15 protein-coding genes and 2 pseudogenes are annotated in these 16,397 nt (G+C 35.4%); 8 read left to right on the top strand and 9 right to left on the bottom strand.

Annotation, left to right across the window (positions count from 1 at the left end):
* Positions 1 to 255, bottom strand: a pseudogene (locus tag ACEN33_RS04505) (hypothetical protein); the annotation flags it as partial.
* 177 nt (positions 256 to 432) lie between these two features.
* Between ACEN33_RS04505 and ACEN33_RS04500 the strand changes: the two are divergent.
* Positions 433 to 810: pseudogene (locus tag ACEN33_RS04500) on the top strand (IS30 family transposase); the annotation flags it as partial.
* A 38-nt stretch (positions 811 to 848) separates the two neighbouring features.
* Here ACEN33_RS04500 and ACEN33_RS04495 read toward each other — a convergent pair.
* Positions 849 to 1,370 carry a DUF308 domain-containing protein gene (locus ACEN33_RS04495; protein WP_407090545.1) on the bottom strand — a complete coding sequence of 174 codons (522 nt, stop codon included), beginning with the start codon at positions 1,368 to 1,370 and terminating at the stop codon, positions 849 to 851.
* A gap of 174 nt (positions 1,371 to 1,544) precedes the next feature.
* Between ACEN33_RS04495 and ACEN33_RS04490 the strand changes: the two genes are divergently transcribed.
* From ACEN33_RS04490 to guaC, 5 genes are all read left to right on the top strand, one after another.
* Positions 1,545 to 2,021, top strand: a complete 477-nt coding sequence (locus tag ACEN33_RS04490) for a nucleoside 2-deoxyribosyltransferase (RefSeq protein ID WP_407090546.1) — start codon at positions 1,545 to 1,547, stop codon at positions 2,019 to 2,021.
* Between the two features lie 16 nt (positions 2,022 to 2,037).
* A complete protein-coding gene (locus ACEN33_RS04485; RefSeq protein WP_407093896.1) occupies positions 2,038 to 3,591 on the top strand; it encodes a Ppx/GppA family phosphatase in 1,554 nt (517 codons plus the stop codon).
* 55 nt (positions 3,592 to 3,646) lie between these two features.
* Positions 3,647 to 5,839 (top strand): RNA degradosome polyphosphate kinase, encoded by a 2,193-nt coding sequence (locus tag ACEN33_RS04480; RefSeq protein WP_407094650.1) that lies wholly within the window; start codon positions 3,647 to 3,649, stop codon positions 5,837 to 5,839.
* Positions 5,840 to 6,083: 244 nt separating this feature from the next.
* Entirely contained in the window at positions 6,084 to 7,712 is a 1,629-nt protein-coding gene (locus ACEN33_RS04475) for an ABC-F family ATP-binding cassette domain-containing protein (RefSeq protein ID WP_407094649.1), read from the top strand.
* A 30-nt stretch (positions 7,713 to 7,742) separates the two neighbouring features.
* On the top strand, positions 7,743 to 8,717 hold the full coding sequence (gene guaC / locus ACEN33_RS04470; protein WP_407094648.1) for a GMP reductase: 975 nt from the start codon (positions 7,743 to 7,745) through the stop codon (positions 8,715 to 8,717).
* A 68-nt stretch (positions 8,718 to 8,785) separates the two neighbouring features.
* Here guaC and ACEN33_RS04465 read toward each other — a convergent pair whose 3' ends face one another.
* On the bottom strand, positions 8,786 to 9,028 hold the full coding sequence (locus ACEN33_RS04465; RefSeq protein WP_407090550.1) for a YdcF family protein: 243 nt from the start codon (positions 9,026 to 9,028) through the stop codon (positions 8,786 to 8,788).
* 394 nt (positions 9,029 to 9,422) lie between these two features.
* Between ACEN33_RS04465 and ACEN33_RS04460 the strand changes: the two genes are divergently transcribed.
* Positions 9,423 to 10,136, top strand: coding sequence for a YebC/PmpR family DNA-binding transcriptional regulator (locus ACEN33_RS04460; RefSeq protein WP_407090551.1), 714 nt, complete (start codon positions 9,423 to 9,425; stop codon positions 10,134 to 10,136).
* Positions 10,137 to 10,164: 28 nt separating this feature from the next.
* Positions 10,165 to 10,635 (top strand): glutathione peroxidase, encoded by a 471-nt coding sequence (locus ACEN33_RS04455; protein ID WP_338489894.1) that lies wholly within the window; start codon positions 10,165 to 10,167, stop codon positions 10,633 to 10,635.
* Positions 10,636 to 10,689: 54 nt separating this feature from the next.
* Here ACEN33_RS04455 and ACEN33_RS04450 read toward each other — a convergent pair whose 3' ends face one another.
* From ACEN33_RS04450 to ACEN33_RS04425, 6 genes are all read right to left on the bottom strand, one after another.
* Entirely contained in the window at positions 10,690 to 11,337 is a 648-nt protein-coding gene (locus ACEN33_RS04450; protein WP_197103538.1) for a CBS domain-containing protein, read from the bottom strand.
* Positions 11,338 to 11,339: 2 nt separating this feature from the next.
* Positions 11,340 to 12,044, bottom strand: coding sequence for an ABC transporter ATP-binding protein (locus ACEN33_RS04445; protein WP_407090552.1), 705 nt, complete (start codon positions 12,042 to 12,044; stop codon positions 11,340 to 11,342).
* Positions 12,044 to 12,820 carry an ABC transporter ATP-binding protein gene (locus ACEN33_RS04440; RefSeq protein ID WP_138404360.1) on the bottom strand — a complete coding sequence of 259 codons (777 nt, stop codon included), beginning with the start codon at positions 12,818 to 12,820 and terminating at the stop codon, positions 12,044 to 12,046. Before ACEN33_RS04440 ends, ACEN33_RS04445 begins: the two co-directional genes overlap by 1 nt.
* The gene (locus tag ACEN33_RS04435; RefSeq protein WP_407094647.1) at positions 12,817 to 13,788 is read right to left on the bottom strand and encodes a branched-chain amino acid ABC transporter permease; all 972 of its coding nucleotides are present in this window, start codon (positions 13,786 to 13,788) and stop codon (positions 12,817 to 12,819) included. Before ACEN33_RS04435 ends, ACEN33_RS04440 begins: the two co-directional genes overlap by 4 nt.
* An 8-nt stretch (positions 13,789 to 13,796) precedes the next feature.
* Positions 13,797 to 14,675 carry a branched-chain amino acid ABC transporter permease gene (locus tag ACEN33_RS04430; protein WP_407090555.1) on the bottom strand — a complete coding sequence of 293 codons (879 nt, stop codon included), beginning with the start codon at positions 14,673 to 14,675 and terminating at the stop codon, positions 13,797 to 13,799.
* 277 nt (positions 14,676 to 14,952) lie between these two features.
* Entirely contained in the window at positions 14,953 to 16,116 is a 1,164-nt protein-coding gene (locus ACEN33_RS04425; RefSeq protein ID WP_407090556.1) for an ABC transporter substrate-binding protein, read from the bottom strand.
* Positions 16,117 to 16,397: the final 281 nt, after the last annotated feature.

The raw sequence follows: 16,397 nt of genomic DNA, 5'->3' as shown, positions 1-16,397 counted from the left end.
TTTTAATTTTGCACGTGCTTGAACAAAAGCTGAAGCGGTGGGAGTTTCGACATGGTAGTTCCATTGTTCAAGTAATTCGCTGTTAAGGCTTTGAGCGCCGAATTTAATAATCGATTCAATAACAACCAACATGGGCAGTTTGCGTTTCCGAGTAAAATCAGCGGAAGGATAATAGACATGTTCTTCCCGATTTTGACAAACGGATTGAATCGCTGACTGTAGATATTGATACGTTATTTTTTGATAGTTATTCACATTAATTCCTCCTAAAAAAGCTCTAATCAAGTGAGATTTTTTAGGTGTTTTTTGGGTTGTCAAGTATTTACGCTTAATTTTCAGGTCTTTTTTGAATAAGATTTGATAAAAAATGGCAGAAAAAAAGCCTATCGATTAATTCGACAGACTTTTTCTTAACTTAATGACATTGGTATATATATTGCTTTACCCATGCCAAATCGCTCTAAAGTTGCTATGCAAACTGCGATTGAAGATTTGAGAGAAAACTTACCTAAGGAAGCTTTAAAGTCCTTTACCTCAGATCGAGGAAAAGAATTTGCTTGTTATCCTGAGGTCGAAGCAGCAGGGATTGATTTTTATTTTGCCGATGCTTATAGTGCTTGGCAAAGAGGAACCAATGAGAACTCTAACGGTTTACTGCGTGATTTTTTTCCTAAGAAAACAGACCTCGCTAGAGTGATTTACCAAGAACTCAATCAAGCTTTGTGGTTAATGAATAATCGTCCTAGGAAATGCTTAGATTACCAAACACCCTTGGAAGTATTTTTACACGAACTCTTATTAATTGAGTAAATAAAAAATTGTCGCAATACTTATTGCAATTCAACATATTAAAAAGCTTGGATTACAAATGATAAGCCGTTTAGCGTGAAGTAAATCCCAACTAAATAAGCAACTGTCAGAATTGATGCGATTGGATTAAAGATTAATATGATTCCAATGATGATACTTATAATAGATAAAAACACAATTAACCAGAAATTTCTTTTACTATATTTTCTAATCGCTCTTGCTGATACCAAGGCAATAACTGAATCAATGATAAACCAAATCGCAAATACGATTGGTAAAGCAATAACACCGGCAGTGATGTTAAAGAATAAGAATACACCAATAATAATATCGATGATACCAATCACAATCAGCCAATTATTCGTCATCCCTGTGTATTCTTTTAAGCGATTACGAATTATAATTTGCGTAATCCCCTTAAACGCTACCGCAAAAGCAAATAAATATATGACAAAACTGGCACTTCCAAGTGGGTTGTTAAATGCAAGTATCCCTAAAATAATATAAATAATTCCAACAATAAGTGACCACCAATTAAATCCATTCTCAGTTTTTGACAATGAAACCACCTCTTTCATTATAAATTATATAATTATTTTAACGTGAGATTTTTATAATATCAATTTATATGCTTGATAAACCTGCACTTAAAAAGTAATAACTTCACCTTCTCAATTGAGCATTCTGACCTCCTCAGTTATAATAAATATATAAACGAGAGGGGAATTATTTATATGTCACAAATTTATTTTGCAAGCCCATTATTTAGTGAAATGGAATTAAATTATAACGCTCAATTAGTTAAACAAATTAGAGAAAAATATACAGAAAGCACTGTGTTCTTACCTCAAGAACAAGGTGATATTAATGATAAACAAAGTTATGCAGATTCAATGATGATTGCTAAAGCTGATACAGAGGCTGTGTTAAAAAGTGATTTAGTTGTTGCGATACTAGACGGGTTAGTCATTGACCCAGGTGTTGCTTCAGAAATTGGCATTGCTTACCAAGCAGGAATACCTGTCATTGGCCTTCACTCTGACCAACGTCACCAAGGTGCGGATAACCAAGAAAAATTAGATGCACTGCAAAATGTTGCCGAATCTCAGTTCCCTTATGTTAATCTGTATACAGTTGGATTAATAAAATTAAACGGAGAAATCGTCAATACATCCCAAGAATTAATCGAACGTATTTCAAATTACATATAAATGAAAGGATCCTTTTATGTATAAAGAAGTTATCGGAGTTATCGATATTGGTTCCAACACCATTCGACTTGTGATATTCGGGTTGGATGAGCAATACAACTATATCGAAATCCAAAATATTAAAACACCTGCCCGTCTTTCGCAGTATTTAATTACTGATAAAGATGGTGAAAACCCTCAGATGTCTCAAGACGGTATTGATAAATTAATTGAAACTTTAATCAGTTTTAGAGCCGTAGCTGAATCATTTAATGTAGCTCAAATCCTTCCTATGGCAACCGCAGCCGTGCGTCAATCTGTTAATAAAGCAGATATTCTTGAACAAGTAAAAGAGGGCACTGGTTTAGAAATTAATCTTGTTTCTGAAGAAGATGAGGCAAGTTACGGTCAATACGCTATCACTCATTCGACAGTCGTTAATGATGCGATTACAATCGATATCGGTGGTGGAAGTTGTGAGATTACTTATTATGAAGATAAAAACATGGTTCAATACCACAGTTTTCCTTTTGGTGCTGTAAGTTTAAGCAAACAATTCTTCCAAGACAAAGATCATAATGATTCCGAAGCCATTGAGGCAGTTCAAGAATATGTCCGCAAGCAATTTAAACAGTTTGATTGGATTAAAAAAGCGAAGCTACCGATTGTGGCAATTGGTGGGTCAGCCCGTAACATTGCGAATGTTCATCAACGTTTAGTTGATTACCAAATGGCCGGAGTCCATGGCTATTCTATGGATGAAGATGATATTAAAGAAACACTAGATTTATTTATATCAACAGATATTGATGATATGACTGACATTGAAGGACTTAGTGCCGACCGTAAAGATTTGATTATTCCTGCTAATATCGTTTTTCTAGAGCTTTTTAAAATAGTAAAAGCAAAAGAATTCCTACTGTCATCACAAGGTTTACGTGAAGGGATTATTCTCAAATATATTAATCATACATACAATTATCCATTAGATAACCAACTCATTCGCGTGCGATCGATTCGTCAAGTTGTTCGTGATTTTCCTATTAACACTGTTGGGGCTCAAATTATCGTTGATATTATTATTAGCTTATATCAACAACTTTGTAAACTTGGCTTATTGACATACAGTTATGAAACTCAAGAAGAAATTGAATTTGCAGCTTATATTTACCGTTTTGGTGGTTTTATTAGTCCAGAAGCCGATTCTCAGCATACGTTCTACCTATTATCTAATATGAACTTACTCGGTTTCTCGCATCGAAAACGTCTGTGTCTTGCATTACTAGCAAGTTACCGTAACCGATCACTATTTAAGCAATATCTAACAAACTATGAGAATTGGTTAACAGATGAAGAAATTAGTAACTTAGAAGTTTTAGGTGGCGTCTTAAAATTTAGCTCTGCTTTAAACGACTCAAAAACTGGTCCGATAGAGGATTTAAAACTATATCGTACCAAAGATAAAAATTACAAACTTGATATTTATCACTCAGCTCCAGTGATTGCAGAAAAATACCGGAGTATGCGCCATGCCAAGCATTTTGAAAGAGCATTAGATGGTGATTTAGAAATAGAATTCATTCAAAAATAATTAGTCTGTAGTGAGAAAGGAGCATTTTGTGAATAAACAAACGGAAGATAATAAAATGGTGGATAACGTCTGGAATCATGATTCTTCAAATCAAGCGAATGCATCAAAGACAACGATTAACTTAGATAATCCTAATTACTACTTTAACCGAGAATTAAGTTGGTTAGATTTTAATCGTCGTTGTATTGATGAAGCCTTTGATAAAGAGAATCCTTTACTTGAGCAATTAAACTTCTTAGCTATAGGCTCTTCAAACTTAGATGAGTTTGTCATGGTTCGCGTGGCTGGAGTTTATGATCAATTTTTAGCCGGTGTAAAAGTCGCTGAAAACAAAACTCAAATGACACCTAGAGATTTATTACAAGGTATCAGTGAGAAAAATCATGAAAATGTCACCGTACAGTACAAACGATATAACGAAATCATTCCAACTTTGGATTCCTTAAATTATTCAATTAAGCGAATGAATGAGTTAAATGAAGAAGAATTGGCTCAAGCAGAAAGATATTTTACAGACTTGATTCTTCCAACTTTATCACCATTGGGAGTCGATGCATATAAACCCTTCCCTCACTTATCGAATAAGAGTTTGAATATTCTTGTTCAACTTGAACAGAAAAAGGAAGAATTAACTGCCATCGTTCCTATCCCTTCATTATTAAATCGCTATACAACACTTGAAGTGGGGAAAAAACGTACAATTATATTAACAGAAGATATTATTGTTCATTTTATTAGTGCTTTATTTACTGGTTACACAATTAAGTACACTTACCCATTCCGTATTACACGAAATGCTGACTTCGACATCATTGAAGACAGTGCCGCAGACTTATTAGCACTGATTGAAGATTATGTTAAAAGTAGAAAAAAAGGAATGGCTGTCCGTTTAGAAATCGATACACGTGGTGTAGAAAATTATAATTCAGACCATCATACATTTTTACAAAATATTCTTGAATTAGCTGACCAAGATATCTACTTAGTTGATGGTCCGCTTGATCTTACTTATCTGTTCTCACTTGTTGACCAAATTGGTGAGGAACACCCTGATCAGTTATATAAACCATTTACACCGCATTTAAATCCAAAACATTTAGGTGAGAGCTTATTCGATGAGGCTGATAAAAAAGATATCTTCTTAAATCACCCATTCGACTCCTTCAAACCGGTTGTATCCTTTGTGGAACAAGCAGCTGAAGATAAGAATACGATTGCGATTAAACAAACGCTTTATCGTGTATCAAAAAATTCCCCCATTATTTCTGCTTTGAAAAAAGCCGCTGAGAATGGTAAAGAAGTGACTGTTTTGGTTGAATTAAAAGCGCGATTTGATGAACAAAATAACGTTTATTGGGCTCGTGAACTAGAAGAAGCTGGTTGTCACGTTCTATATGGTGTGAGCGAGTTAAAGACACATAGTAAAATCACGCTAATTATTCGCAAAGACGACAATAAGATTAAAAGATATATTCATTTAGGTACTGGAAATTATAATGACAAAACAGCAAATACTTATACAGATATGGGTGTCATCTCTTCTCACGATGAATTAGCTAGCGATGCATCTAGTTTCTTTAACTACTTAAGTGGTTATACAGAAAGACCGACTTACAAGCATCTTCACGTCTCCCCCTTTGAGATTCGTGATTCCTTAATTGATTACATTAATGAAGAGATTGATTATCAAAAACAATATGGCAATGGGCGTATTATTACGAAAATGAATTCATTAACTGATAAACCTTTGATTCAAAAATTGTATGAAGCAAGTCAAGCTGGTGTGAAAGTCGACTTAATTGTCCGAGGTATTTGTTGTTTGCGTCCTGGTATACCAGGTATCTCAGAGAATATCCACGTACGCAGTATCGTTGGGCGATTCTTAGAGCATAGTCGTGTTTATCACTTTAACCGTAATGGCAAAAAACACCTATTCCTATCTTCTGCAGATATGATGACACGTAATATGACAAAACGTGTTGAAATTGAGTTTCCAATTTTAGATCAAGATATCGAAGCGGAAGTACTTGATATTCTTGAATTGCAATTAGCAGATACAATGAAAGCGCGCGTCTTGCAATATGACGGAGACTATGTTCGTCCAGATCGAACTGCCACTCATTTAAATTCTCAAAATGAATTAATGAAACGTGCGAATGCTGCTACTGAAGCGATTCAGACAATGACAATTGAAAGTAAGAAAAAAGATAATTGGTTTACCCGTATTTTACGTCGCTTTAATAACTAATTTTCTTAAACGAAAAGTGTTGGTGAGAGTTATTTCGCTGGCACTTTTTTCTGTGTAAAATAGTGCTTGATTAGGCTGAGTATAAGCTATTTTAAAGTGTTTAAAATAAATTCCGATAATAATCAAAGCTTTTTTTGAATTTTTGTATATTTATGGTTTATTTATTAAGTTTTTGTGTTAATATATCTGGTGGTGCCAAAAAGTATTAAGGGCACGAATGAGTATTCCAATGGGAGGAAAAAGAATGATAAATGTATCTAACGTCAGTTTACAATTCCCAGATCGTAAGCTTTTTGATGAAGTAAATATTACGTTTACGCCTGGAAACTGCTACGGAGTTATCGGTGCGAATGGGGCTGGAAAATCAACATTTCTTAAAATTTTATCTGGTGACGTTACACCAACTACCGGAAACGTTAGTATGGACCCAGAAGAACGTCTGGCTGTATTAAGCCAAAACCATTATGGCTTCGAAGACCATACGGTGATTGAAACTGTCATGATGGGTTATAAAGAATTATACGAAACAATGAAAGAAAAAGATGCTATCTATATGAAGCCAGACTTCACAGATGAAGATGGTATTCGAGCAGGTGAATTAGAAGGACTATTCGCAGAAATGGGCGGATGGGAAGCTGAATCTGAAGCGAGTTATATGCTTCAAGGTTTAGGTATCGATACAAGCATGCATAATCAATTAATGCGTGAATTAAATGAAGCGGATAAAATCAAAGTTTTACTTGCTCAAGCATTATTCGGTAAACCAGATAACTTATTACTGGACGAGCCGACTAACGGTTTAGACGCACAAGCCATTGACTGGTTGAGTGATTTCATTATGGACTTCCCTAACACAGTGATTGTTGTTTCCCATGACCGTCACTTCTTAAATACAGTTTGTACGCACATGGCGGATGTAGACTTTGGTAAGATTAAACTATTCGTAGGTAACTATGATTTCTGGTTACAATCAAGCCAATTAGCTGCAAGAATGCAAGCTGACCAAAACGCGAAAAAAGAAGAGAAAATTAAAGAATTACAAGACTTTATCGCTCGTTTCTCTGCGAACGCATCTAAATCTAAACAAGCGACATCACGTAAAAAAATGTTAGATAAAATCACTTTAGATGATATCCAACCTTCTTCACGTCGCTATCCATTTGTTGGCTTCTCACCCGAGCGCGAAATTGGTAATGACTTGTTACGCGTTGAAGGTGTTTCAAAAACCATTGATGGAGAAAAAGTATTAGACAACATTACTTTTACACTTAGCCGTGAAGATAAAGTTGCCTTTTCAAGTCGTAATGACAACGCAACAACTGCCCTATTTGAAATTCTTATGGGGAACATGGAACCAGATACCGGAACAGTTGAATGGGGAGTAACAACTTCTCAAACTTACTTACCACGTAACTCTGGTGATGAATTTGATGGTGTAGAATTAACTATTGTTGATTGGTTAAGACAGTACGCTTCAAAAGAAGAACAAGACAATACTTTCTTACGAAGTTTCTTAGGAAGAATGTTGTTTAGTGGTGAAGATGTTATGAAGCCAGTGAATGTATTATCTGGTGGTGAAAAAGTCCGTTGTCTACTTTCTAAGATGATGCTTTCTAAAGCAAACGTATTAGTCTTAGATCAACCGACAAATCACTTAGACTTAGAGTCAATCACTGCATTAAACGAAGGTTTAATTAAATTTAAAGGTGCCATTTTAATGGCTTCACATGACTTTGAAGTATTAAATACAACATGTAACCGAGTGATTGAAGTCACTTCAAACGGTTCATTTGATCGTGTCAACTCAACATATGAAGAATATGTTAATGATCAAGATGTACAAAATCGTCTGGAAGCTTTATACAACGCCTAAAACAGATTAAAAGGAGACTTAATTAATATAATGGAAGTTTTTGATTTCGAAGATGTTCAAATGATTCCTAACAAGAGTATCGTACAAAGTCGTTCTGAGTGTGATACATCTATCAAGTTTGGTCCACGTGAATTTAAAATTCCAGTAGTACCTGCAAATATGCAAACAGTCATGAATGAAGAACTTGCGGTTTGGTTCGCTGAGAATGATTACTTTTATATTATGCACCGTTTTGACGAAGAAGGACGTATTCCATTCGTTAAAATGATGCACGAAAAAGAACTCTTTGCATCAATAAGTGTTGGTATCAAAGACTATGAATATGACTTTGTTCGTCAACTTGCTGAAGAAAAAATTGTTCCTGAGTATATCACAATTGATGTTGCTCACGGTCATTCAGAATATGTTATCGATATGATTCGTTTTGTTAAAGAATACTTACCTGAGACTTTCCTAATTGCTGGTAATGTGGGTACACCTGAAGCTGTTCGTGAATTAGAAAACGCTGGTGCAGACGCTACTAAAGTCGGCGTTGGACCTGGTCGTGTATGTATTACTAAGTTAAAAACTGGTTTTGGTACAGGTGGATGGCAATTAGCTGCTGTTCGTGCTTGTGCGAAAGCTGCAACAAAACCAATTATTGCTGATGGTGGTATCCGTCACAATGGTGATATTGCTAAAGCTGTACGTTTCGGTGCTTCAATGGTAATGATTGGATCATTATTTGCAGCACACGAAGAAAGCCCAGGAAAATCTCGCGAAATCGATGGTAAAATGTACAAAGAATACTTCGGTAGTGCATCTGAACATCAAAAAGGTGAACACAAAAACGTCGAAGGAAAAATCGAAATGATCCGTGCACGCGGAAAATTAATTGATACATTAGTAGAAATGCAACAAGACTTACAATCAGCCATCTCTTATGCCGGTGGTAACAAATTGGAAGCGATTCGTCACGTTGATTATGTTTTAGTTCGTAATACTATTTATAACGGTGACAGATAATTACTTCGCCCTATAAACAAAAAAGGATGTTAGTTGAGTTTCAAGACTCATTTAACATCCTTTTTGTATTAACTTATAACAGCAACAAAATTACCGTATTTATCAATATGTATATCACTGCAAAAGTGATGATTATTTTTACATACATGTGTCGTTAAACTATAAATAATTAATAAAGCCCTAAAGACATGATAAGCACTCGTTACAACCGAAAATTTGAGCTTTTGCGACGTCATCTTAGCATATGAACATAAGATGTCCTCTTCTGTATTCGTCGCCTGATTCTCTAGGATAATCGCCTCTTTGGGCACTCCTTATAACTTAATCGCTTTATTTACTCGACTGGCTAATAATGACGTGCCCCGGCTACCCCCGCCCCTAGAACCACTTGATAATCAAGATTCATTTTGGTAAAGTGCATTAAATTCAGCATTATAGTTATCAATTAAAGATTGATAATTAAGAGAGAGAAAACAATCCACCTACTTTTAATTTTTACTGCTACTTTATATACCTCATTATTTTAATATAAATATGCATTTTATATTAAAAATTCGTTCTTGACCCACTGACTCTCAAACTTGTCATCATCGCATTCTAGGTGTATACTTTTATCTTAATTATACTCATCAATTTATTATTTAACAATTTAAGAAACTATGGTTATAATAATATAAGATAAACTAAGAAAGAGAAGTGAAGTTAATGGGACGTAAATGGATGAATATCAGAGAAAAGAAAGCGAAACAAGACCAAGACACTTCCTGTGTCTATGCGAAATTTGGTATTGAAATCTATGCAGCAGCAAAATCAGGTGAACCTGATCCCGATTTAAACCAAAAACTAAAATTTGCGATTGAACGTGCAAAGACTTATGATGTACCTAAACATATTATCGATCGCGCTGTAGATAAAGCAAAAGGGTCAGATGATGAGCAATTCCAAGAATTACGTTACGAAGGCTTCGGTCCAAGTGGTTCAATGGTTATCGTAGATGCCTTAACGAATAATGTAAATCGTACTGCTGGAAATGTCCGCTCTTTATATGGTAAAAACGGCGGTAACATGGGTGTCAGTGGTTCAGTTAGTTATTTATTTGATAACACAGCTGTATTTGTAATTGCTAATCAAGATGCTGAAGAAATAATGATGGCTTTACTCGAAGCTGATGTTGACGTCCGTGACGTTCAACAAGAAGATGACCAAGTCGTTGTTTATGGTGAACCAACAGATTTCAGCCATATTAAAGACGCACTTGAAGCATTTGGAATTGATAAGTTCGAAGTTGCTGAATTAGAAATGCTTCCTAAATCAGAAGTATCACTTGGGGAAGATGATTTAGTTCAGTTTGAAAAACTCATTGATGCACTTGAAGATGACGAGGATGTTCAGAAGGTTTATCATAACGTAGATCTATAAGATAACTTTAATTAGAGAAGGAGATATTATGCCACTACCTGACTTTTCACTTATTCGAAGCAATGGTGATCCCTATCGATTGAATGATTACAATAATCACGTTTTATTGATTGTGAATACTGCCACACAATGTGGTCTCAATTCTCAATTCGAAGAGCTAGAAGCACTTTACCAAGAATTCAAAGAACAAGATTTTACCGTCATTGGCTTTCCGAGCAATCAATTTAAACAAGAAGATCAAACCAATGATTCTATGGCAGAAAGTTGTGAGATTAATTTTGGTGTGACGTTTCCATTGAATGAATTAGTGAATGTCAATGGGAAGAACGCTGAGCCTGTGTTCCAATGGTTAAAACAGGAAAAAGGCGGCTTACTTAACAATGATATTAAATGGAATTTCACAAAATTTTTAATTGACCGTCAAGGTAAGGTAGTAAAAAGATATCCACCAACAACTAAACCTATAAGTTTCAAAAAAGATATTCAAGAACTGTTATAAATATTTAAAAGGCCGTCTCAAACAACTTCGTTTGGAACGGCCTTTCTCTATATCTTAATTTGGTTTTTTTGTTACTGATTTAACTTCATAACCACGCTTTTCAATAGCTTGAACTAAATTATCCACTCTATCTGTATTCACACTGATGACAATTCGAATTGAATTCTCAAGATGATAGTAAACAATCATATGAGTTAGGTTATTATCTGACTCAACTAAGGCATCACCAATTTCTTCAATCACACCTTCACGGTCTTTGTCTAACTCAACAACTATAGTCGTCCCAGGTTCGCGCGTTCCTGATATATCCACGAATGCATTAAAGATATCTTTGTCTGTAATGACTCCGACTAATCTTTCGTTCTCTAAGACAACTAAGACACCTAAATTATTTTCAGACATAATTGTCGCTGCATGATCCAATAGTGTATCTGGATTTGCTGAGTGTAATTTTGTAGCCATAATATCTTCTGCAGTTGTTTTCTCTAATAAATAGTTAATTTCATTACGACTTAAACTTGTCGCGTTCGATGGTAAGTTACGATTAATTAAATCTTTAGTTACTAAACCAACAAGCTTGTCATTTTTTAAAACTGGTAGACGATTAATATCATGTTTACGTAATAAATCTTGAGCCTCAGTCACAGAAGTCTGAGGAGTAATCGTAATTAATTCTGCTGTCATATAATCTTTTACGTACATTTTTATCCTCCTAAATATGCTTTATGAACTTCATCACTTGCTAATAACTCTTCACCAGATCCAGACAAAACAACTTTACCAGTCTCTAACACGTAGCCTCGTGTAGCTATCTGCAATGCCATTTTAGCATTTTGTTCAATTAAAAGCACGGTTGTTCCCTGTTTTTGGATGGATTCAATAATACTAAAGATTTCTTTAATAAAGATTGGTGCGAGTCCCATTGATGGTTCATCTAATAATAATAATCTAGGTTTAGACATCAGTGCACGACCCATAGCTAACATTTGTTGCTCTCCACCAGATAAAGTTGAAGCATCTTGTTTCAGTCGTTCACTTAATACTGGGAATCGTTTATAAACGTTTTGTAAGTCTTCTTCAATTTGATCCTTATCTTTACGTAAAAACGCGCCTAATTCTAAATTCTCTTTAACACTTAAGCCTTTAAATACGTGGCGGCCTTCAGGCACTTGAGAGATTCCTGCTTCAACAATCTTTTTTGGTGAATATCTTTCTAAGTTTTTACCTTCATATTCAACCGATCCACCAGCAGCTTTAACTAAACCAGAAATTGTTCTAAGAATCGTCGATTTACCTGCTCCATTGGCTCCAATTAAAGTAACGATTTCACCTTCATTAACTTCAAAACTCACGTTACGAACCGCGTTAATCATTCCATAGTTTACTTGGAGATTATTTACTTTTAACATTAACTATCCCCTCCTAAGTATGCACGAACAACATCTTCGTTTGATTGAATTTCTTTCGGTGTACCTTCAGCAATCAATCGTCCATATTCCAGTACATAAATTCTTTGGCAAATATCCATAACTAGAGACATATCGTGTTCTATTAACACAATCGTCAAGTTAAATTGCTCACGGATTTGCGCAATTAATGATGTTAAATCTGCGGTTTCATTCGGATTCATTCCGGCTGCTGGCTCATCTAAGAATAAGATTTTGGGTTTAGTTGCTAACGCACGGACAATTTCTAAACGTCTTTGTTGCCCATAAGCTAAGTTTCTCGCTTTATCATTAGCATGTTTAGCCAAATCAAAGATTGAAAGTAACTCAAAAGCTTCCTCACGCATATTTTTTTCTGTTTCATAATAAGCAGATGTTCTAAAAATACTTGAGAACATAGAATTCCCATCTTCTCGGTGCATCGCTACTTGAACATTTTCAAGTACAGTCATATCTGGGAATAAGCGAATGTTTTGGAATGTTCTTGCTAGGCCCATTCCGTTAATTTTATCTGGTCGCTTACCATTTAGTTCTTTCATTTCGTCATCAACTTTTAATTTAATTGTTCCTTCTGTTGGTTTATATACGCCAGTTAAAAGGTTGAAGAATGTTGTCTTCCCTGCTCCGTTAGGGCCAATTAATCCAACTAATTCACCCTCGTTCAACTCTAAGGAAACATTTGATACGGCTGCTAATCCACCGAAGTTTTTTGTTAATTTATCGACTTCTAATAGACTCATGAAACTGCCTCCTTATCTTTACTTCCAAATAATCTGTCCACGATACTACCAAATTTGAATTCCCAAGTTCCTAATAACCCTCCTGGGCGGAAAATCATAATTAGCACTAAGGCAACGGCATAAATAACCATACGCAATTGACCATAGTCTTGAAGGAATAAGTTAAGTAATCCTAATAATATCGCAGCAATGAAAGTACCAGTGTAACTACCAATACCACCAAATACGACAATGATTAATACATCAATTGAACGGTTAAATGTATAATCACTTGGCGTTACGATACCAATGAATGTCGCTTGAAGTGACCCACCAACAGCTGCCGTCATTGCTCCAATAACAAAAGCCATAACTTTATATTTAGTAACACTCACTCCCATGGCCTCAGCAGCAATTTCGTTTTGATTGATTGCTAAAGTGGCACGTCCACTACTACTATATGTATAACATACAATAATCGTTACAATGATAATTAAGAAGATATAAACTAACTCCCAAGTTGTTACTAATGGAATACCACTGATACCTGCTGGACCATTTGTAATATCACGTAAATTATTAATTAGAACACGGATAATCTCACTAACACCAAGTGTTGCGATAGCTAAGTAATCACCCTTCAGTCTTAAAGTAGGGACACCAACTAATAATGCCATGATCATTGCAATGACCATTCCGACTGCAATCCCAACAAATAAACCTAATGTACTATTGTCCATTTCTTTTGTAAAGATGGCAGCTGAATAAGCTCCAATAGCAATAAAACCGGCATGTCCTAATGAGAATTGACCGGCCACTCCTAAGATAAGGTTTAAACCTGCGGCATAAATAATGTTCAACATAATTGTCATCAACGTAATTCGGTAGAATGGATTAATAACGCCTGTCGAAGTTAGGAAGAAGATTGCTGCAAAACCAAAGAGCGCTAGCGCTAACCATGATATACTTCGTAAATGTATTCTCTGCATGTTATCACCTAAACTTTCTCTTTAACATTCTTACCGAACAACCCTGAAGGAAGTACAAGTAAGATTACAATTAATAAACCATAAACTACGGCGTCTTTATACATTGACCCACCCATGAAAGTAACGATTGTTTCTAGGATACCAATGACATATCCACCAACCATTGCTCCAGGAATTGACCCAACCCCACCAACTACGGCAGCTACGAAGGCTTTTAGACCTAAAGCTGTACCCATACCAGGAGAAATTGAATTATAATAAACACCAACTAGGACACCTGCAATACCTGCAAGTCCTGAACCTAAGGCGAATGTAAAGGAAATAACGCGGTTCACGTCAATCCCCATTAACTGTGACGCTTCTGAATCGACGGCAACAGCTCGCATTGCTTTCCCCATTTTTGATCGTTGAACAATCGTATACAGTAAGATCATTAAAATCACTGTAATAGCAAATACTAAAATTTGTTTTGAGTTAATTACAATATTACCTATACGATAGATTGAAGTCTCAAGTGGCGATGGAAAAGCTCTAACTTCCGGACCTAAGAAATAAATCATAATATTCTGTAGAAAATACGATACCCCAATTGCTGTAATCAGAGAAGCTACACGAGTTGAATTACGTAAAGGCTTATATGCAACACGTTCAATTACGACTCCTAAAATTGCACAAAATATCATAGCAATTAACATTGCTAAGAATAAGTTCATCTCTAAAACTGTGACTAAGTAATACCCTACAAAGGCACCCATCATAAATATATCGGCATGTGCAAAGTTAATTAATTTAATCGTACCATATACCATTGTATAACCTAAGGCCATCAATGCGTATATACTACCTAAAGCAACACCATTTACTAGTTGCTGCAAAAATAGTTGCATAATAAAATTCCTTTCTTGTTAAAATTTAATAATTTATAAGAGTATAATATAGACTTTCTAATTTTACAACCGGTTTTCTTAAATAAATTAGCTTTTCTCTAATAATTCCAATCAAAAACAAATGTAACCGTTTCATTTTTCTGTCTTTATCCTTTTTACGCTACACTTCTACAAATTATATATTTTATTGAATGTTTCTAATTTAATTCTAATAAAAAGACTGTAGGCTAATAACAAGCATGTTAATAGCTTACAGTCTATGTCTTAAAACACGTTACTATTCACCAACATTAACAGCTTCTACGTTTTCAACTTCACCATTTGTTAATTGCAACATTAAAACTTCTTTAACTGGGTTATGATCTTCGTCAATTGAGAACGTACCCGTTAACCCATCAAATGTTTCCGTCGCTGCTAAAGCATCTGTAACTGCTTGACGATCAGCTGATCCAGCACGCTCAACAGCATCTAATAATAACATTGTCGCATCATAACTTAACACTGCGAATTGATCCGCTTGTTTACCATATTCTTCTTCGAACTTTGTTAAAAAATCTTGTAAATCTTCGTCGTCACTTAAGGGAGAATAGTGAGCTGTGTAATAAACATCATTAACGTTACTTGCACCTGCTAAGTCAACTAAAGTTTGGTTACCTAAACCGTCCCCTCCGACAATCGGTTGTGTAATTCCTAATTCACGTGCTTGTTTAATTAATAAACCAACTTCTGTATAGTAACCAGGTACATAAAGTACATCAAACTCTTGAGATAGTAATGATGTTAACGATGCTGTAAAATCATTATCGCCTGATTGGAATGATTCAGTTGTAACAACTTGTCCTCCTAAAGCTTCAAACTCTTCAGTAAATGCCTGCTCTAGCCCTGTCGCATAGTCCGTAGATTGGTCAACGAATAATGCTGCTGTTTGTGCACCTAATGTTTCAGTAACATATGTTGCTGCCGCACGGCCTTGGAATGCATCTTCAAATGCTACACGGAATAAATACTCAAACACATCTCCATTATCGTCTAATGTCATACCATTCCCCGTTGCTGCTGGTAAAATTGCTGGAACTGCTGCTTCTTGAATGACTGGAATTTGTGCGTTAGAGTCACCTGTTGTTGCTGGTCCTACAATTCCGACAACGTCTTCAGATGCTAATCGCTGAGCAACTGAAGCAGCTTCGGTTAAATCTGATGTATTATCATACTCTACGTATTCAACCTCACCACCTAATACTCCACCATTTTCATTTACTTCTTTAACTGCTAATTTTGCCGCCTCTGACATGGGTGTTCCGTAAGCCGCTGCATCTCCAGTTAATTCAAAGTTTCCACCGATTTTTACAGTATCTTGCGCTAATACTTGACCTGCTCCTAACAAACTCGACCCGACTGCTAATCCTGTTAATAAAGACAACGCTAATTTTCTTAATTTCATTTTGTACTCCTCCTCAAGAATAATTTTTCAACAAAAAACCTGACCTAGACAGATTATCTAGGTCAGGTTTCTTGGGTCACTTTAAAAAAGTGCATCAAATATACTCACTCTAGATATCAATCTATGTGGGCATCAAAATAACTAGCACCTCATAGACACAAACAACCGAAGCCGTGTTTGCACCTAATCATCTAGCTACAAACACTATCTAATGATAATGCTAATAATAATATTTTGAACGTTTAATACACTTTTCTTCATGTGATTCCCTCTTATCTTTT

Origin of the sequence: Ruoffia sp. FAM 24228, assembly GCF_045528575.1 — a bacterium.
Classification (GTDB): domain Bacteria; phylum Bacillota; class Bacilli; order Lactobacillales; family Aerococcaceae; genus Ruoffia; species Ruoffia halotolerans.
This window is presented reverse-complemented; position numbering and strand designations above follow the sequence as displayed.